The sequence below is a fragment of the Campylobacter sp. VBCF_06 NA8 genome (genome assembly GCF_027737825.1).
In the GTDB taxonomy this organism is placed as follows: Bacteria; Campylobacterota; Campylobacteria; order Campylobacterales; family Campylobacteraceae; genus Campylobacter_B.
Genome location: NZ_JAOVUB010000001.1, coordinates 288,982 through 304,520, shown reverse-complemented (window position 1 = coordinate 304,520; position 15,539 = coordinate 288,982). Strand labels below are relative to the sequence as shown.

Here is a 15,539-nt window from a genome sequence, read left to right as displayed (position 1 = left end):
TTTTAGAAAATAAGCCTTGCGCAAGCAGTCATTATCGCGGTGTTTGAGCGCAAAATATATGGTAAATTTAGCTCGTAAGATTTGCTAAATTTTTTGCGTTCATTTTCGGAAAATCCACCCTCTGGGCCTATAAAAGGAATCTCGTTTTTATCAAAAATCTCCAAACTTTTGCCCTCAAAATCAATCAAAACCGAATTTGGATATTTAGCCAAAAGCTCGTCAGAGCTAGCTAAAATTTCAAGCTCTATAATAGAATTTCGCCCACACTGACACGACGAATTTATCAAAATTCGCCCCATGCGATCCAAATCCAGCCTAACATTTTTTTGCGAAAAATCGCTATAAACGAAAATGATTTTTGCCACGCCCATTTCATTTAAGCTAGGAAGCGTTTTTTCGATTACGCTTGGCTCGACCACCGCCCAAGCAAGGCAAAATTCGTGCTTTGGCGCGATGACTGAGTTTTTAAAAACCAAATTCGCTACCGCGGTTTTGCGCGAAATTTCAGTGATTTCATAGATATAATTGCCCCCATCGCGCAAATTTCTAAAATCCACTCTATCCCCCACACTAAGGCGTCTAGCGCGCAAATGCGAAAAATTTTCGCCCGAAATTTCCAAAATTTCGCTTCCTGCGTTTTTGTCATAAAAAAATACCATTATATAAAACTCACTATCAAAATTATCGCAAAAATTGCGCCCAAAATTTTAGCTATTTGCGCGCGGTAAATTTTAAATCTTTGCCCCAAAAATGCGCGTTTAAGGCGTTTGTATCCCACCGCGCACAGCCCCATTATACACACTGCGCCCACGCACATTAGCCCCACGCTCACACTCACGCTAGCCATTACTGGCAACATCACAGCCCCAGTTGTTACAATCGCTGCCAAAACAGCGTAATACACGGGCAAAAATTTACGAATTCTAGCCAAATATTTTCGTCCATTAAAAAGCTTTTTGCGCGCTTTTATCCCCCTTAAATTTCGCAAAGCAGGAAATTTCACGACGCCGTTTTTCACAGCTGAATTTAAAGTATAAAATTTAATGTTTTTATCGATTTTAAGGCGCGTTAATGTAAAATAAATAATCGTAAGCACGCCAAAGACAAAGGCGAAAAATTTATGAAAGCCTAGCGCGCTAGCAAACATATACTCCATTACTCTACCACTGGTTCTGGCGGGAGTTGCGGGTTGATTTGCGGGAGCGGGTCAGGGTTTGCGATGCTCACATCACTAGGCACTTCGCTAGATACAGGCGGCTTTTCTAGCACCTTTTCTTCCTCCTCTTTGCACCCCGTAAAAAGTGCTAAAACCGCAAAAATACCCAAAATTTTCGCTCTCACTAGCAATCCTTTTCGTAGCTAAATTTCACGCCATTTACGAGCTTTTCAAACATTTTTTTATCTCTCCACTCAGCCATTACACCCGGGGAAAATTTAATGTCTTCTAGCTCGATTTTGCCCATATTTTCGTTATCGGCGTCTTCTTCGAAGCACTGCGCATAGCCCGTGGAAGTCTCATGCACGATGACGCTATAAAGCCTTACTTCGCGCTCGCCGTTTTTCATTTCGCTTAGTTCTAAAAGTCTGCGAATTAAGATAAAAAATATTCTCGCAAACTGCTCTGCGCTCGCATTTTGTGGGATCTCTATCCAGCGCGCGCTGTATTTTTTCAAATCGTTTTTGTATTCGTCGCTCTCGCCAGAAAATATCGTAGTAGCATGGTCGAAACTATCGATTAAATCCCTAATCCCAAGCTTCATATAGCCAAAATCATAGACCATGCCGGCATTATCAAGGTAGTTTGAGCTAAGCAAAACCTCGCATTTATACGAGTGCCCATGGATACTACCCCTGCACCTTTGCGACCCGCAAAAGCGCACTATATGGGCGTTTTCGAACTCATACATTTTTCTGATTATCATACACTTTCCTTATCGTTCCAAATTCTAATATGCGCTCTATCGGAGTAATTATAACCATTTTTTATGCAAAATTTAGCGACAAATTCTGCGTTTTGCTCCAACTCCACCTTGTTTGCGCCAAGGGGCATACAAAAAACCTCGTTTTCGCACTCTGCTAAAATTTCGCAAATTTCAGCCTTGGCGTCAAATTCAGGCGAAATTACAAATTTATAAAAGCTATCTTTTGCATTTTTTTTAATCGCTTTTAAAGCCTCGAAATTTAGCCGTTTTTCGCGCGGTTCAAGCGAATTTGAAAGCTTCGGCGAGATAGCAAAAACGCAATCTTTATAAAACGCAAACTTTTCAAAATCGATTAAAATCGTGCCGTTTGTTTCGAAATGCACCTCGAAATTTAGCCTTTGCAAATTTTGGATAAATTCGATAAAAATTTCGTTTTTATGGTGCAAAAGTGGCTCTCCGCCGGTGATGACGATGATAGCATTTTTATATTTTTTCTCTGGCAATTGCTCATAAAATTTTAAGAAAAGCTGGTTTGCGCTAGTGATTTCTTCACTCTCAAAATGCCCCGTCTGCACCGCGCGAATCGTATCGCACCCAACCAAAATTTCGCCAGTTTTAGGGGAGCGCGCACTCACGCCAAATCCAGCGCATTTTAGATTACACCCTGCAAAGCGCATAAACAGCGCAAGTCTGCCTGAGTATTTGCCCTCGCCTTGGATACTTAAAAAGCTCTCTACTAGGCGCAATCTCAACCACCGGTTTGGTAAAATGCACGGCTTGAAATTTCGTTTTGAGCGCCGATTTCCCAGCGATTTTTTTCTGGTTTGTTTTCTAAGACCTGTGCTAAAATTTCGCTAGCTTTTGCGATGTCGCCGGCGCGCACAGCCTCTTTTATGCTTAGGGCGTCCTCGAAATACAAACACGGTATCAAATGCCCCTCTGCGCTAAGTCTTAACCTATTGCAACTAGCGCAAAAATCGTGTTTGTGCGGATCAATTATGCCAAAAGTATAGCCGTCATCTAACGCATAAAGCGAAGCTGGGGAGGTGGCTTGCTTTTGAAGCGGTGAAATTTGATATTTTTCGCCGATGATTTTTAAAATTTCATTTGATTTCACACCCTTTAAATTTTGCGCGTGAGTGTTTTCCATAAACTCTATGAAGCGAATTTGCACCCCCTTTTCTCTGGCAAATTCGATTAAATGGCAAATTTCATCATCGTTAATCCCGCGCAAAACAACGGTGTTTAGTTTGACTTTCAGCCCCACTTCCAGCGCTGCTTCAAGCCCTTCTAAGACATTGTATAAAACGCCCTTTTGAGCGATATATTTGGCGCGCTCTGGGCGAAGTGAGTCAAGCGACATATTTATGCGTTTTAGCCCAGCATCCGCTAAATCTTTGGCGTAATTTTTAAGATAATATCCGTTTGTGGTAAGGGCCAAATCGATACTTGGCGCATAATCGCTTATCATTTTGACAAATTTTGCGATATCACGCCTGATTAGTGGCTCGCCGCCTGTGATACGAATCTTTTCTATACCCTTATCGATTGCGACTTTGACGAAGCTAAACATCTCCTCAAAACTCAAAAGATTTTCCCTAGGCACCCACTCAAATGGGGTGTTTGGCATGCAGTAACGGCACCTGAAATTGCACTTTTGGGTAACTGAAATTCGCAAATAATTAATATTTCTACCAAATTTGTCGATTAGCATTATAAACCTTAAATTTCTAAATTTCAGCGATTATATATAAATAAAATTCTTTTTGCAAAATTTTATTTTTATATTGATTGGTTTATTTTTTCACGCTTACAAGTAGCTCTTTTAACTGCTCTAAAAGCGGGCGAATTTGCGCCTCGACCCTAGTATCGACCAAAGATGAAACCCCGCTTAGTCTTTGCTCTATCACCTCATCAATGACATCAGCGACTGCGTTGATATCTAGGCTGGCTACGCCATTGCCTCCATTTTCAACCATAGCGTGAAGCTCTTCGAGCTTTTTCTTTAACATATAGTTTTCTTGCATGCTATCGGTGATGACCTGATCGAAGCGTTCGAATTTTTTATCTGTCTGTTTGTCCTTGATAAACATAACGATTAAAATCAAAACTATAACTACACAAAGTCCCAAAATAATAAGCATATTTAAATCCACTTTATCTCCTTAAAACAAACTTATCCAAACAAATATAAAGAATATAATACCCAAATATCCGTTTAAAGTAAAAAACGCTCTATCGATTTTGCTAAAATCTTTTTCGACGATTTTATGCTCTTTGTATAAAATCAGCGCACACACAGCCACGCCAATATAGGCAAATGTGCCTAAATTTGCAAGCGCGCAGTATAAAAACCAAAAAATCACACAAATTGCGTGAAAAAGCTTCGAAATAAACATCGAAGCCTCTTTGCCATAACGCGACGGTATGCTAAATAGCCCATTTTGCCTGTCATACTCCATATCTTGGAGCGAGTAGAGCACATCAAATCCCCCTACCCAAAACACCACGCCCAGACACAACACCACAGACCAAATCGAAATCGCGCCTGTTACTGCGATATTTCCAGCAATCGGCGCAAGGCCTAGGCAAAGACCTAGCATTAAATGCGCAGTTTCGCTAAATCGCTTGAAATACGAATACGAGCCAAGCGCGAGCAAAATCGGCACGCTAAGCCCAAAGGCAAGGCTATTGATAAAATAGGCTACAACCACGAAAATCACGGCATTTGCTATGATAAATGCAAGCAAATTTTTGCGACCTATGCGCCCATCGACACTAGGTCTTGAAGCGCAACGAGGGTTGTTTCGATCGATCTCTTCGTCCAAATAGCGATTTACGGCCATTGCGAAGCTTCTAGCACTCACGGCGCACAAAATACCCAAAACAAAAAGTCCAAAGCCAAACCACATTGAGCCGTTTTGCGCCTTTGAAGCTGTTATCATCGCCACGAAAATAAACGGCAGGGCAAAAACCGAGTGTTTGAAAACTATTAATTCGTTGATATCTTTTAAAATTTGTTTAAATTTTTCCATAAATTCCCTTATTTCGGGCGGTATTTTAGCAAAAATTTGGCAAAAAATCTATTTATAATTAAATTTTTCTATCTTAAATTTGCTAAAATTAGCCCCAAAATTTAATTAAAGGCAAAATTTGAGCGAAATTTTACAACTTGCACTCATCGGCACGACAGCCAGCGGAAAAACGGATTTAGCGCACAAAATCGCCCTAAAAACAGACGCTGTGATTTTGAGTTTGGACGCACTTTGTGTCTATAAGCTAATCGACATCGCTAGCGCAAAACCTAGCAAAGACGAGCTAGCGCAGGTGCCGTATTTTGGGATAAATTTAATAGAACCAAACGAATATTTTAGCGTGGGCGAGTTTATCAAAGAATACGAAAAAGCGCGCGAATTCGCCACGCAATCGCAAATTCCACTCATCATCACAGGCGGAAGCGGATTTTACCTAAAATCCATGCTCTCAGGCCTTGCACCCAAAATCCAAGACGCTCAAATTTTCCCGCAAAATAGCGAAATTTTCGCGCTTGCGCAAAAAATTGATAGTAAGTTTTGCGCCAAATTTAGCGCATTTGATACATTTAGACTGCGCAAATGGTATAGCATTTATGTCGCTACAAAGGAGGTTCCAAGCGAATTTTTGCGCAAAAATACTGCCCAGCCTGTGATAAAAAATCTCAAAATTTTTGAAATTTTGCGCGAAAAGGACGAAATCAACGAGCGAATTGCGCTTCGAACCAAAAAAATGTTTGAAGCGGGAATTTTAGATGAGGCGAAATTTTTGTTTGAGCGATATGGATATGAGTGCAAATCCCTATCCTGCGTGGGTTTGAAGGAGTGTGGGGAGTATTTGCGGGGCGAGATTTCAAGGGCTAGTTGCGAGGAACTCATCACAATACACACGCGCCAGCTCGCCAAACGCCAGCGCACATTTAACAAATCGCAGTTTGAGGGCAAAATACACGCCCCAAGCGAAATTTTAGAGAGAGAAATTTTAGAATTTTTGGGTAAAAACGGCTAAATTTAGCATCAAATCTGTCATTGTAAAAAATGTGGCGCAAGCTATGAGTGTAAAATTTTAAGTGTGCAAATTCCGTGTCATTGCGAGGCGTGATAACGCCGAAGCAATCCAGTAAATTACCATTGAATTTTAAAATTTTACTCCAATAATACTGCGCCGAAATTTTAAATTTGAAAAATTTTAAAATTTAAACTCGATGAAATTTTACTGGATTGCTTCGTCGCGTCGCTTCTCGCAATGACAAATTTGGCAAAATTTACGCGCAATTTGTCATTGCGAGAAATGCGAAGCATTTCAGTAAAAATAAAACCAGCTAAATTTTAAAAAGCAACGCTTTTTAAAATTTAGCCACTTCTAAGGTTTTACAGGGGTGGGGGTTGGTAAGGGGGAGGGTAGCGTCTCCTAAAAAGCGCGCCCTCCCCCTTACAAAAAAAGCAAAATTTCACCTAAAATTTAAAAAATAACTCAATGCAAAATTTAGGTTGAATTTGAATTTAAATTTCCCTGGATTGCTTCGAATTTGCTACGCAAATTCTCGCAATGACAGAAAATTTGCAAATTTGGAATTTTGATTTCGTAGATTGCTTCGGCGTTATCACGCCTCGCAATGACAAATCATGCGCCATTGCGATAAATGCAAATCTTAAATCACATGCCTTAAAACTATAAACATCACCGCGGCTAAAAGCGATGAGGCAGGAAGTGTGATAATCCACGCTAGCCCTATTGGTTTCATCAAAGACCAGTTTGTGTTGCCATTGACCACGCCGATTCCCAAAATCGCGCCGATTAGCACATGCGTCGATGAAATCGGAAGCCCTAGCACGGAGGCTACCATGACTACGATTGCGCTGGCTAGCTCTGCGCTAAAACCAGAGGCAGGGTGTATCTCGGTCAGATTCGTCCCCACGGTGGCGATTACCTCTTTTCCTACAAACCAAAGCCCCACGATAAGTGCTACGGCGAACATTACCATGATTTGCGGCGGCACAGGGCTATCGCCGTTAATCGAACCACTCGCAAGCGTATCAAGTATCGCAGCAAACGGCCCTACGGCGTTTGCGATATCGTTCGAACCGTGCGAAAAGGCAAATCCGCACGCTGTTAAGACCTGCAACCAGCTAAACATCAAAAATGTCGATTTATGCAGATCTGACCTGCGCAAAGTCTTGGCGAAAATAAACATCAAAAGCCAAGTTACCACCGTAACCATGCCGATAATTAGGTAGTTGTGAATATCGCTCAATCCTAAGTCTAAATTTTGAAGTCCTTTAAAAATCAGCATTGATGAGATTACAAACGCGCCAATCCCTGCCACGGCTGGAATTCCAAATTCTAGCGCTCTATGCGATTTTAAGCCCTCTTTTTTCCTATCCAAATTTACAATTTTTTTATAATAATCGCTATCTAGCTCGCTCGGATCGAAATCAGGGTCTTTCATAGCGTAGATATCGTGATTGACAGCCTCTGCGTAGGCGATTTTTTGGATATCATCGAGCGTTTCAAAAGTTTTTTTGTGTAGTTTGCGAAGTGCCTTTTTTTCGCGTTTTATGCGGTCAATGCGAATTTGGGCGTATTTGTTATAATCCAAAATATAGTGCTTAATCAGCCAAAACACCCCATACGAAATCAGCCCCCCAAGAAGTGGCGAGAGCACCCATGAGCTGGCGATTTTGCCGATTTTGCCCCATTGCACTAAGCCTAGGGCTGAGATTTCAGGATTATTCATCAAAAATCCAAGCGTTACGCCAGAGCCGACAATTCCGCCTACAATCGCGTGTGTGGTCGAAACCGGAAGTCCATGCTTGCTAGCGAAAAGCAGCCACGCCCCAGCCGCAAAAAGCGCACTCATCATAATATAAATAAAATCGCTCGGGTGTATGTGAGAGCCGCCAAAATCAATAATCCCGCTTCTAATCGACGCCGTAACCTCGCCGCCAGCGATGATTGCGCCACTTGCTTCAAACACAGCCGCGATACATAGGGCTTGCGTGATAGTCAGCGTCCCGCTTCCCACGCTTGTGCCAAAGCTATTTGCCACATCGTTTCCGCCTATGTTAAACGCCATGAAAACGCCCAAAAATACGGAGGTTACGAAGATTAGTTTATTAGCATTTCCTATAAATCCAAAACCCCAAATAAAAAAATAAATCAGTGCGCCAAGAGTTATGCCGATTAAAAGGAGGTTGATTTTTTGTGTTTTCAAAATTTATCCCCAAAAATTTAAAAATAACCCTTCAATTCTACCCTTTATCCATTTAAAAAAAACTAAAAAACAGGGGCAAAATTTATATTGACATTTTTTATCTTTTTTCTTAAATTTTTATGAAAAAGCTTATTTAAAACGCAAAGTAAGATTTTATAAATCATAAAATGATAAAATTAAGCCAAATTTTCAAATTTAAGGTAAAAAATGTCAAGACTTCCAAACGATTCGTCATATTTAGGCATTTTTATTATGTTTATTTTGGCGTTTTGCGTGTTTTCACTCACCGTAAAATTAAGCTCGATTATCAGCAAAAAACTCGCCAATCGCAATGATGAGAGATTGAAAAATGATTTTTACGAAGCAGGCCCAGAGGCCGTAAAACAGCCAAATTCGATAAATTCACACTTTTACATAGTCGCGGTTTTATTTATACTTTTTGATGTTGAGATTATCTTTATGTTTCCATGGGCTGTGAATTTCAAACTCTTAGGCGCGTTTGGATTTGCAGAGATGATTTTATTCATCGCATTGCTTGGCGTGGGATTTGTTTATGCGTGGAAAAAAGGAGCGCTTTCATGGCAGAGCACAAAATAGACTACACCAAAGAAAATGGCCTTCCTATCGTGCTTACCACCGCCGATAAGCTGATAAATTGGGGCAGGTCAAATTCGCTGTGGGCTATGACCTATGGGCTAGCGTGTTGCGCGATAGAGATGATGGCCGCAGGCGCTGGCAGGTATGATTTCGACAGGTTTGGGACGATTTTTCGCGCCTCAGCCAAACAAGCCGATGTGATGATAATCGCAGGCACGCTTACGAAAAAACACGCCGAATTCACCCGCAGACTATATGATGCGATGCCTGAGCCAAAATGGGTGATTTCAATGGGTTCTTGCGCCAATACAGGCGGTATGTTTAACACATACGCCACGGTTCAGGGCTGCGATAGAGTGGTGCCTGTGGATATCTATCTGCCGGGCTGTGCGCCCAGACCAGAGACATTGCAGTTTGCGCTGATGATTTTGCAGAAAAAAATCCGCCGCGAAAGAGCAAACAGAACGCAAAAACCAAAAAGGCTGATTTGATGAGAAAATACACACCAAAGGGCGATAAAAGCGCGAAAAACTACTACAACGATAGATTTTTTGTCCCCAAAAAAAGCGAAAAATTTGACCCGAAAAATTCCAAATTTAGCGATGATTTTGAAAATTTATCAAATTTAGCCAAATTTGAAATTTTAAACGCTTATGTCGAATTTGACACCCTTGTAATTTACATACAAAAAGATGAAATTTTGCCAGCACTTAAAGCATGCAAAGAGCTAGGATATGAAATTTTATGCGAGCTAAGCGGGGTTGATTTCATAGCTAAAAGTGGCGGAATCGAGGTCTTTTATCAGTTGCTTGACATACACAGAGCGCGCCGTATGAGAGCCAAATGCTTCGTCCAAACCGGCGAGTATCTGCCAAGCGCGACAGGTATTTTTAAAAGCGCGAACTGGGCGGAGCGTGAATTATACGATATGATGGGGGTATGGATTGCGGGCCACCCAAATTTAGGGCGAATTTTAATGCCAAATGACTGGTTTGGCCACCCGCTTTTAAAATCATATCCGCTCCAAGGCGACGAATTTGCCAAATGGTATGAGGTGGATAAAATTTTCGGGCGCGAAAAGCGAGAATTAATCGGCGAGGAAAACCGCGATTCGGCTATGGTTGATGACAAAGATACCTTTAATTTCTCGCGCATAAATCACGAGACCCCTTACGGCGAGGCTAGACCGAGCAAAGCTAGCGCGCAAGAATACCAAGAATCTGGCGGAGTGCGCTTCATCAAAAAGGCCAAACGCGGCGCACACAAAATCATAACAGAGAGAAAATAATGCAAAAACCGACCAAACTTAGACCATTTTTCGAAAATGCCGAATTTACGCGCGTTGGAGGCAATATGATACTAAATTTCGGCCCCCAACACCCTAGCGCGCATGGTCAGCTAAAATTAGTCTTAGAACTCGACGGCGAGCTAATCGTGCGCGCACGCCCAGAGGTTGGCTTCATGCACCGAGGCGTGGAAAAAATGGCAGAAAATATGATTTATAGCGAGTTCGTGCCAGTAACTGATCGCATGGATTATATCGCAGCAAGCGCGAATAACTACGGATTTTGCGCTACTGTGGAGAAGCTATGTGGTATCGAGGTGCCACGCAGAGCCCAGATTATTCGCACGATTTTATTAGAGCTAAATCGCATTAGCTCTCACCTGCTTTTTTTGGGCACGCACGCCCTAGATATCGGGGCTATGAGCGTGTTTTTATACTGCTTTCGCTCGCGCGAGCATATACTAGATTTGATAGAAAAATACTGCGGCGCAAGGCTAACGCACAATAGTATAAAAATCGGTGGCGTTTTTGTGGATTTGCCTGAGCTTTGGTGCGAGGAAATGCTTAGCTTTTGCGATGATTTCCCAAATGATATTAAAGAATTTGAAGATTTGCTAGATAATAATAGAATTTGGCTTTTGCGCACCCAAGATGTCGGTGTAATCTCCAAAGAAGACGCCCTAAATTTGGGCTGTTCTGGCGTCATGCTAAGGGCTAGCGGGCATAAATGGGATATCAGAAAAGAGGAGCCTTATCTCATCTACGATGAGTTAGACTTCGATGTGCCTTACGCGAACGCTGGGGATTGCTACGCTAGGTATAAATGCTATATCGCCGAAATGAAGGAAAGTCTAAAAATTTTGCGCCAGTGTGCGGGGCTGTATAAAAGCTCGCCAGCTGGAATTTTAGCCGATAATCCGGAATTCATAAGCCCTAGCAAAGAGCAGATTATGACGCAAAACTACTCGCTAATGCAACATTTTGTCCTAATTACACAAGGGCTAAAACCCCCTGCTGGCGAGATTTATCACGCTACCGAGACCCCAAAGGGCGAGCTTGGATACTACATTTACTCCACAGGGGATTCGCGCCCGTATCGGCTCAAAGTGCGCACGCCTAGCTTTTGGCACTGCGCGCTCTATGAAGAGATACTGCCAGGCCACTACCTAGCCGATGCAGCCGCGATAATCGGTAGTTCAAACATACTTCTTGGCGAGGTGGATCGATGAAACGATACGATTTGCGCCATTTACGGGGAAATTTCCTAAACCGCATGGGGGAAATTTTGAAAAACTCTGCCCCAAACGAGACTATGATTTTTATCTTTGAAATGGGCGAATTCGACCAAATCAAAGCCAGTGCAAACCTCGTGGAAGGGCTAAATTCGACACTTTTAAACTCACTTAGATACAACCAAGCCGACTGGATGATAGTCGCTAGAAAAGGAAAAAAATGAAAATACTAAATTGCGCTTCGTTGCTAAGATTGCAAGCACCAAATTTATGGGAAAAATTTAAAAATGATGAAATTTTAACCCTTTCTGCCCTGCAAGATGAGGGCTATGAAAATTTAATCAAATGCGAAATCGGCGCACAGGGCTATGTTTTGGCGCTTTTGTGTATGAGTTTGCCAAATTTGGACGCCACGCAAAAGGCGTTTTTTGAGGATTTAGACGACGCGTTTATGAGCGCAGAGAGCAATGTCGGAGACGAGGAAATCGAGGTTTTGAGCGAATTTTTGAGTGGTTGCGAAATCCTCATTATAGATGACGCTCTTATCGACACTCACAGCGACAAAGCAAATATCCAAACATTTTTATCGCTTTTGCAAGATGAGTATAAATTTAAAATTTTGCGCCTAAATGGCGAGGAATTTCGCCCGCAAAAACAAAATTTAAGCGAGCTAAAAGAGCTTGAAAACTTCGACGGCGCCGTGGTTTTCAAACACAGCCTCGATGATAAATTCGTCGGTGGGGCGTATTTTAGCATGGTCGCAAAGATCAAAGACGGCGATATGTGCGAAATAAGCACGCCAAATTTTAGCGTAAAACGCAAATTTGAGTTAGACGCAAATTTAAAAGGCACGGTCGCAAGACTTGGTTTTGGGGGAGAAAATTTCAGTGGCTATGACTACGAAATAGCCAAAATAAGCAGGATTTAATGGCAAAAATTACAATTGACGGGCAAATTTGCGAATTTAGCGAAGGGCAGAGCATTTTAGAAATCGCGCGCGAAAACGGGATTTATATCCCGACTCTATGCTACCTGCATGGCGCGTCGCCCACGCTAGCGTGCAGGCTGTGTATGGTCGAGGCCGATGAAAAGGTAGTATATAGCTGTAACGCCAAGGCAAAAGAGGGCATGAGCGTGATCACAAACTCGCCAAATTTAAGCAAAGAGCGCAACGCCATAATGCAGGTTTATTGCATAAATCACCCGTTGGAGTGTGGTGTATGCGATAAAAGTGGCGAGTGCGAATTACAAAACCTAACCCAGCAAATGCGCGTTAGCACTCAATCCTTCGCCGTGGTTGATAGCGCGAAAAAGGTAGAGGATTGGGGGTTTTTGAGCTACGATCCTAGCCTTTGCATTGTGTGCGAACGCTGCATAAAAACCGCCAAAGATCGCCTTGGATTCGAGGCTTTCAAGCTAGTAGCGCGCCAGAGCGAGCCACTAAGTCCAAATTTAAAAGATTCCATGCCAAAAGACGCCTACGCCGTGCTAAATAAAATGCAAAAAAGCCTAATCGCGCGCGTTAGCGATGATGATGATTGCGTAAATTACGGCGAGTGCGCGGCCGCATGCCCTACTGGCGCACTAAGCGTGAGTGCGTTTAAATACAGCTCAAATGCTTGGGAGCTTCGCAAAATACCAGCCTCCAACCCGCACACGAGCGATTGCGAACTGCTTTTTTACGAGGTAAAACGCACTTCAATTTCCGAGCCAAAAGAGAAAATTTACCGCGTAAGTAGCGATATAAATTTTGCCCCTCTTCACGCTGGGGCGCGCTTTGGCTGGGATTTTTCAAACGAAAACGCGGTTAAAAATGAAGCCAAATTTAATGAAATTGTAGAAAAAATAAAAACTGGCGCGATAAAAAATATCAAATTTAACAGCTTCATTACAAACGAGGAAGCGCGAATTTTAGAGCTTTTGCGCGAAAAATTTGACCTAAATTTGATAAATTTTGAGGCCAAAAGATATCAAGATTTTTTGCGAAATTTTAGCGAATATAGCGGTATGAAATTATACAGCGGGAGCGAACAAGCCGTGCGAAATAGCGATTTTATCGTGTGTGCGGGCAGTTTTTTGCGCTCGGACGCGCCGAATTTGGCTTACGCGCTAAATAACGCCCTAAAAGTGCGAAAATCGCACGCTCTGTATTTTCACGCCGTGCGTGATAGCGGGCTAGACGCATTTGGCAAAAATCTCATCTCATGCCAGCACAAGGCGGGTTTGGAAGCGCAAATTCTGCTATGGATTTTGCAAAATTTTGGCGCGCAAATGCCAGAGTGGCTGGATAAAAAACTGGGCGTAAATTTTGAAATTTCAGGCGAAAATAAAGTTTCAAATTTCGTAAAAAACCTAAATTTAGACGAAAACGCCCTCCGCGAAATTTGCCAAAACGCCCAAAATCCCGCCCTAATCATCGGCGAGGATTTTATCAAACATCCGCACTCTGACACCCTTGCGAAATTGCTTGGCATGATTGAGCGATACACGAATTTTAGCGTCTTAATCATACCGCCTCGCACAAACAGCCTTGGCGTGGCGCTAATCTGCAACCTTAGCAAGAATGGAGCTGGCGAGATTTTAGGATACAACGAGGACGGCGATTTTAAATTTGGCGTGAGCGAAGCGGATTTACACGCGCCTAGCCTAGTACAGCAAGAGGGCACCTTCACTAACTATGACAAGCGCGTAGTGCCGACAAATGCGGCATTGGCATACGACGGATACGAGCTAAACGATATCGCAAACGCCCTTGGCATTAATGCCATTTTTGCGATTTCATACACGCCAAATTTGGGCGAGTATTTCGAAAAAATCAAATTTGATGATTTAGAGAATTTTTACGACAACTGCGGGGAAAATCACCGCGGATACACTCTGCAAAACCGCCAAATTTCGCCAAATGCTGATAAATTTGACATTTTTGTTTCAGATGAGATTTGCGCTAAAAATAGCGAAATTTTAATCTATGAAGCAAACCCGCTTCACCAGTTTAACGCCTTTACTGGCATTAGCGCAGCTCTTGGCGAAAGTGGCGCGATATTTATGCACCCAAGCATTGCAAAAGAGCTAAATTTAGCTAATAACGATATGGTAAAAATCGAGTGCGAGGGCGAAAAAATCGTAGTCAAAGTCAAATTTGACAATGAATTTTGCGGAATTTATTTGCCGTATTTCGACGCAAAAATCCCTACGCAAGATATTTTTGTAAATTCGCGCTACAAGGCCGTAAAAATCGAAAAAATCGGAGGCAATAATGAGTGAGTTTGCCCTAAATTTCGCATTTACCTTCGCTAAATGTCTAATCATCATCGCTCTAATCGCCACAATGGCGGGCTTTGCGACATATATCGAGCGCAAGGTCATCGCCTATATGCAGCGCCGCTTAGGTCCTGCTATCGTAGGGCCTGCTGGCGTGCTTCAAGTCGTAGCCGATATGATTAAACTAATCACCAAGGAAGATACGATTCCAACGCATGCAAATAAGTTTCTTTATAAAATTTCGCCGATTATCTCAGCTGCCGCTGCGCTTGTGGCTATTAGCGTGGTGCCACTTTTGCCCGAATTTAGCCTTTTTGGGCACACTATTCGCCCGATTATCGCTGATATAAATGTCGCGCTTTTGTTTTTGCTTGGAGCTAGTGCTGCTGGCGTTTATGGGCTAGTGATCGGAGGTTTGGCAAGCTATAATAAATACGGCCTAATCGGCTCATTTCGCGCCTTTTTGCAGCTAATTAGCTTTGAGGTTATTAATGCTTTAAGCCTAATTCCGATTATTATGATTGTGGGCTCACTCTCGCTAATTGATATCGTAAATACCCAAAGTGGCGGGATTGAAAAGTGGTTCGTGTGGAAAGAGCCAGTATGCTTCGCGCTATTTTTAATCGCTTCGTTTGTGGAGTGTAACCGCACGCCACTTTGCCTTACCGAGAACGAAACCGAGCTTTTAGCAGGGGCTAGCACAGCGTATTCTGGGCTAAGGGGCGGTATGTTTTTCATCGGCGAATACGCCAATATGATAACCTACTCTATCGTAATCTCGCTCATATTTTTTGGCGGATACAATAGCTTTTGGTTTATTCCTGGCTGGGTGATGATAGCCCTTAAAGCGGGCTTTTTCTTCTTTTTGTTTTTATGGAGCAGAGCAGCATTTCCGCACCTGCGCCCAGACCAGCTAATGGCGCTTTGTTGGAAGGTTTGCATGCCACTAGCGCTACTTAGCATTTTAATCACTGGCATTGTGATTTTATAGGAAA

At 42.5% G+C, this 15,539-nt stretch carries 18 protein-coding genes; 9 read left to right on the top strand and 9 right to left on the bottom strand.

The features are described 5' to 3' along the window. Positions 1-2: 2 nt before the first annotated feature. The 8 genes from OFO10_RS01735 to mqnP all read right to left on the bottom strand — a co-directional run bounded on the left by OFO10_RS01735 (position 3) and on the right by mqnP (position 4,957). Positions 3-659 carry a 16S rRNA (uracil(1498)-N(3))-methyltransferase gene (locus OFO10_RS01735; RefSeq protein WP_270865855.1) on the bottom strand — a complete coding sequence of 219 codons (657 nt, stop codon included), beginning with the start codon at positions 657-659 and terminating at the stop codon, positions 3-5. After that, positions 659-1,156 (bottom strand): hypothetical protein, encoded by a 498-nt coding sequence (locus OFO10_RS01730; RefSeq protein ID WP_270865854.1) that lies wholly within the window; start codon positions 1,154-1,156, stop codon positions 659-661. Before OFO10_RS01730 ends, OFO10_RS01735 begins: the two co-directional genes overlap by 1 nt. Then, the gene (locus OFO10_RS01725) at positions 1,156-1,341 is read right to left on the bottom strand and encodes a hypothetical protein (RefSeq protein WP_270858431.1); all 186 of its coding nucleotides are present in this window, start codon (positions 1,339-1,341) and stop codon (positions 1,156-1,158) included. Before OFO10_RS01725 ends, OFO10_RS01730 begins: the two co-directional genes overlap by 1 nt. Beyond that, on the bottom strand, positions 1,341-1,922 hold the full coding sequence (locus tag OFO10_RS01720) for a 6-pyruvoyl trahydropterin synthase family protein (protein ID WP_270865853.1): 582 nt from the start codon (positions 1,920-1,922) through the stop codon (positions 1,341-1,343). Before OFO10_RS01720 ends, OFO10_RS01725 begins: the two co-directional genes overlap by 1 nt. Then, positions 1,919-2,668 carry a 7-carboxy-7-deazaguanine synthase QueE gene (locus OFO10_RS01715; protein ID WP_270865953.1) on the bottom strand — a complete coding sequence of 250 codons (750 nt, stop codon included), beginning with the start codon at positions 2,666-2,668 and terminating at the stop codon, positions 1,919-1,921. Before OFO10_RS01715 ends, OFO10_RS01720 begins: the two co-directional genes overlap by 4 nt. 2 nt (positions 2,669-2,670) lie before the next feature. Further along, on the bottom strand, positions 2,671-3,636 hold the full coding sequence (moaA, locus tag OFO10_RS01710; RefSeq protein WP_270865852.1) for a GTP 3',8-cyclase MoaA: 966 nt from the start codon (positions 3,634-3,636) through the stop codon (positions 2,671-2,673). An 82-nt stretch (positions 3,637-3,718) separates the two neighbouring features. Beyond that, positions 3,719-4,078, bottom strand: a complete 360-nt coding sequence (locus OFO10_RS01705; protein ID WP_270864803.1) for a hypothetical protein — start codon at positions 4,076-4,078, stop codon at positions 3,719-3,721. Positions 4,079-4,087: 9 nt separating this feature from the next. Beyond that, complete coding sequence (gene mqnP / locus OFO10_RS01700; RefSeq protein WP_270865851.1) at positions 4,088-4,957, bottom strand: menaquinone biosynthesis prenyltransferase MqnP; 870 nt, start codon at positions 4,955-4,957, stop codon at positions 4,088-4,090. A gap of 127 nt (positions 4,958-5,084) precedes the next feature. On the opposite strand from mqnP, the gene miaA reads away from it, so the two are divergent. Further along, positions 5,085-5,963, top strand: coding sequence for a tRNA (adenosine(37)-N6)-dimethylallyltransferase MiaA (gene miaA, locus OFO10_RS01695; protein WP_270865952.1), 879 nt, complete (start codon positions 5,085-5,087; stop codon positions 5,961-5,963). Positions 5,964-6,606: 643 nt separating this feature from the next. Here miaA and OFO10_RS01690 read toward each other — a convergent pair. Next, positions 6,607-8,169, bottom strand: a complete 1,563-nt coding sequence (locus OFO10_RS01690; RefSeq protein ID WP_270865850.1) for an inorganic phosphate transporter — start codon at positions 8,167-8,169, stop codon at positions 6,607-6,609. A gap of 207 nt (positions 8,170-8,376) precedes the next feature. Between OFO10_RS01690 and OFO10_RS01685 the strand changes: the two genes are divergently transcribed. From OFO10_RS01685 to nuoH, 8 genes are read left to right on the top strand one after another with little or no spacing between them, the layout of a single operon-like run. Beyond that, positions 8,377-8,766, top strand: a complete 390-nt coding sequence (locus OFO10_RS01685; protein WP_270864801.1) for an NAD(P)H-quinone oxidoreductase subunit 3 — start codon at positions 8,377-8,379, stop codon at positions 8,764-8,766. Then, complete coding sequence (locus OFO10_RS01680; RefSeq protein ID WP_270865849.1) at positions 8,748-9,257, top strand: NuoB/complex I 20 kDa subunit family protein; 510 nt, start codon at positions 8,748-8,750, stop codon at positions 9,255-9,257. Before OFO10_RS01685 ends, OFO10_RS01680 begins: the two co-directional genes overlap by 19 nt. Next, positions 9,257-10,054 carry an NADH-quinone oxidoreductase subunit C gene (locus OFO10_RS01675; RefSeq protein WP_270865848.1) on the top strand — a complete coding sequence of 266 codons (798 nt, stop codon included), beginning with the start codon at positions 9,257-9,259 and terminating at the stop codon, positions 10,052-10,054. Before OFO10_RS01680 ends, OFO10_RS01675 begins: the two co-directional genes overlap by 1 nt. After that, positions 10,054-11,280 (top strand): NADH dehydrogenase (quinone) subunit D, encoded by a 1,227-nt coding sequence (gene nuoD / locus OFO10_RS01670; protein ID WP_270865847.1) that lies wholly within the window; start codon positions 10,054-10,056, stop codon positions 11,278-11,280. Before OFO10_RS01675 ends, nuoD begins: the two co-directional genes overlap by 1 nt. Continuing rightward, a complete protein-coding gene (locus tag OFO10_RS01665) occupies positions 11,277-11,507 on the top strand; it encodes an NADH-ubiquinone oxidoreductase subunit E family protein (RefSeq protein ID WP_270858441.1) in 231 nt (76 codons plus the stop codon). Before nuoD ends, OFO10_RS01665 begins: the two co-directional genes overlap by 4 nt. Continuing rightward, positions 11,504-12,211 carry a hypothetical protein gene (locus OFO10_RS01660; protein ID WP_270865846.1) on the top strand — a complete coding sequence of 236 codons (708 nt, stop codon included), beginning with the start codon at positions 11,504-11,506 and terminating at the stop codon, positions 12,209-12,211. The genes OFO10_RS01665 and OFO10_RS01660 overlap by 4 nt, the downstream gene beginning before the upstream one ends. Beyond that, positions 12,211-14,547 carry an NADH-quinone oxidoreductase subunit G gene (locus tag OFO10_RS01655; RefSeq protein WP_270865845.1) on the top strand — a complete coding sequence of 779 codons (2,337 nt, stop codon included), beginning with the start codon at positions 12,211-12,213 and terminating at the stop codon, positions 14,545-14,547. Before OFO10_RS01660 ends, OFO10_RS01655 begins: the two co-directional genes overlap by 1 nt. Further along, complete coding sequence (gene nuoH, locus OFO10_RS01650) at positions 14,540-15,535, top strand: NADH-quinone oxidoreductase subunit NuoH (RefSeq protein ID WP_270858444.1); 996 nt, start codon at positions 14,540-14,542, stop codon at positions 15,533-15,535. Before OFO10_RS01655 ends, nuoH begins: the two co-directional genes overlap by 8 nt. Positions 15,536-15,539 lie beyond the last annotated feature (4 nt).

Coding starts and splice junctions, on each gene's coding strand:
- nuoD (WP_270865847.1), top strand. CDS start 10,054: ATGCAAAAACCGACCAAACTTAGACCATTTTTCGAAAATGCCGAATTT.
- mqnP (WP_270865851.1), bottom strand. CDS start 4,957: ATGGAAAAATTTAAACAAATTTTAAAAGATATCAACGAATTAATAGTT.
- OFO10_RS01730 (WP_270865854.1), bottom strand. CDS start 1,156: ATGGAGTATATGTTTGCTAGCGCGCTAGGCTTTCATAAATTTTTCGCC.
- OFO10_RS01655 (WP_270865845.1), top strand. CDS start 12,211: ATGGCAAAAATTACAATTGACGGGCAAATTTGCGAATTTAGCGAAGGG.
- OFO10_RS01665 (WP_270858441.1), top strand. CDS start 11,277: ATGAAACGATACGATTTGCGCCATTTACGGGGAAATTTCCTAAACCGC.
- OFO10_RS01675 (WP_270865848.1), top strand. CDS start 9,257: ATGAGAAAATACACACCAAAGGGCGATAAAAGCGCGAAAAACTACTAC.
- moaA (WP_270865852.1), bottom strand. CDS start 3,636: ATGCTAATCGACAAATTTGGTAGAAATATTAATTATTTGCGAATTTCA.
- nuoH (WP_270858444.1), top strand. CDS start 14,540: ATGAGTGAGTTTGCCCTAAATTTCGCATTTACCTTCGCTAAATGTCTA.
- OFO10_RS01720 (WP_270865853.1), bottom strand. CDS start 1,922: ATGATAATCAGAAAAATGTATGAGTTCGAAAACGCCCATATAGTGCGC.
- OFO10_RS01680 (WP_270865849.1), top strand. CDS start 8,748: ATGGCAGAGCACAAAATAGACTACACCAAAGAAAATGGCCTTCCTATC.
- OFO10_RS01685 (WP_270864801.1), top strand. CDS start 8,377: ATGTCAAGACTTCCAAACGATTCGTCATATTTAGGCATTTTTATTATG.
- OFO10_RS01735 (WP_270865855.1), bottom strand. CDS start 659: ATGGTATTTTTTTATGACAAAAACGCAGGAAGCGAAATTTTGGAAATT.
- OFO10_RS01660 (WP_270865846.1), top strand. CDS start 11,504: ATGAAAATACTAAATTGCGCTTCGTTGCTAAGATTGCAAGCACCAAAT.